2 protein-coding genes and 1 pseudogene are annotated in these 1,529 nt (G+C 62.3%); all 3 read right to left on the minus strand.

Going from position 1 to position 1,529, the window contains the following annotated elements; translation table 11 throughout:
* Positions 1–203 (minus strand): annotated as a pseudogene (locus tag EOD15_RS34040) (histone deacetylase family protein); the annotation flags it as partial.
* The gene (locus EOD15_RS34045; protein WP_127409287.1) at positions 200–715 is read right to left on the minus strand and encodes a GNAT family N-acetyltransferase; all 516 of its coding nucleotides are present in this window, start codon (positions 713–715) and stop codon (positions 200–202) included. The pseudogene EOD15_RS34040 and the gene EOD15_RS34045, both read right to left, overlap by 4 nt.
* 12 nt (positions 716–727) lie before the next feature.
* A partial coding sequence (locus tag EOD15_RS34050; protein WP_148129810.1) for a 3-keto-5-aminohexanoate cleavage protein occupies positions 728–1,529 on the minus strand: 802 nt, incomplete at its 5' end.

Consider the following 1,529-nt stretch of genomic DNA (forward strand, 5'->3'; position numbering starts at 1 on the left):
TCCAGATATCCGGGCGTATGCACCGCCGCTACCGGACCGAGCCCATGATTGCGAGGCCGCTCGATCGTGCAACCCGCAGATAATGCGCCGGCTAACAATCTCTCGACGCGCTCCGGCTGTTCCGGATTGGGCTGCGGCGCACCGCTTGACAGGAAGGCCTTGGGGTCGTGACGCTTTTGTTCCTCGGCATAGAAGGCTTTCATTTGTGATCCCCGTTTTCCGGCGCGTCGGCGAAGGCAAAGAAGGCCTCGCCGATGATTTTTTGGGTCTGCTCATAGCTCGACCAGGCGATGCCCAGCCTTTCGTAGAAAGTCTTGGCGCCTTCATTGTCGGTGTCGACGGAAAGTCGGAGATAGACGCCGCCTTCGTTCCGGCACCGCGCCGCAACATGCCGCAACAGCCGCTCGCCGATCTTGCGGCCGCGAAACCGGTCCTCGACATAGAGGTCCTGCACATAGACGCCAGGCCGCCCCATCCAGGTCGAAAAGATCGGAAAATGCAGGCAAAGCCCGGCAAATTCCCCGCCGACTTCGGCGATCAGGGTCGAAAAGGCGGGCTTTTCGCCAAAGCCGTACGTTCTGAGATCGTCCGGCGTCGAGATGATCTCCTCGGGCGCGCCGATATGCGTGCCGAGCTTCAGGATCGCCGCGTGGATGGTTTCGACGTCGTCGATCCGGCCGGGGCGTAAGAGGACGTCATTGGATGTTGGATTGATCACGGTCGTCTCTCAAAACGCCACCCGGTCGCCGCCCTTGAGCGCCAGCATGTCGCGCGCTTCGGTTGGCGTTGCAACCTCCAGAGACAGCCCGTCGAGAATGCCACGGATGCGGCGCACCTGGTCGGCATTGGATTTCGCCAACTGGCGGCCATCATAGAGACTGTCTTCCAGCCCGACCCGGACATTGCCGCCCATCGCCGCGGCGATCGAAATCAGCGGCATCTGCTGGCGGCCGGCGGCCAGCACCGAGAACTGGTAGCTGTCGCCGAACAATTTGTCGGCGATCCGCTTCATATGGACGAGGTTCTCCGGGTCGGCGCCGATGCCACCAAGAATGCCCAGCACGAACTGAATGAACAGCGGCCCCGACACCAGCCCGCGGTCGCGGAAATGCGCCAGCGAATAGAGATGGCCGACATCGTAGCATTCGAATTCGAAGCGCGTGCCGCAGCCCTTGCCCAGCCGCTCCAGCACGCCCTCCATGTCGGCGAAGGTGTTCTTGAAGATGGTGTCGCGCGTCGCTTCGAGCAGCTTGGGTTCCCACTCGTGCTGCCATTCCCTTGGCTTGTCGAGCATCGGGAACAGCGCGAAATTCATCGAACCCATGTTGAGCGAGCACATTTCGGGTTCAGCCCGCAAAGGGGCTGCCAGCCGCTGATCGAGCGTCATCAGCGACGAGCCGCCGGTAGTGATGTTGATCACCGCATCGGTCGCCTGTTTGATGCGCGGCAGGAACTGCATGTAGACGTCCGGATCGGCGGTCGGGCGGCCATCCCTCGGGTCGCGGGCGGGCAGATGCAGGATTGACGCG

This window comes from Mesorhizobium sp. M7A.T.Ca.US.000.02.2.1 (genome assembly GCF_003996995.1).
Lineage (GTDB): Bacteria > Pseudomonadota > Alphaproteobacteria > Rhizobiales > Rhizobiaceae > Mesorhizobium.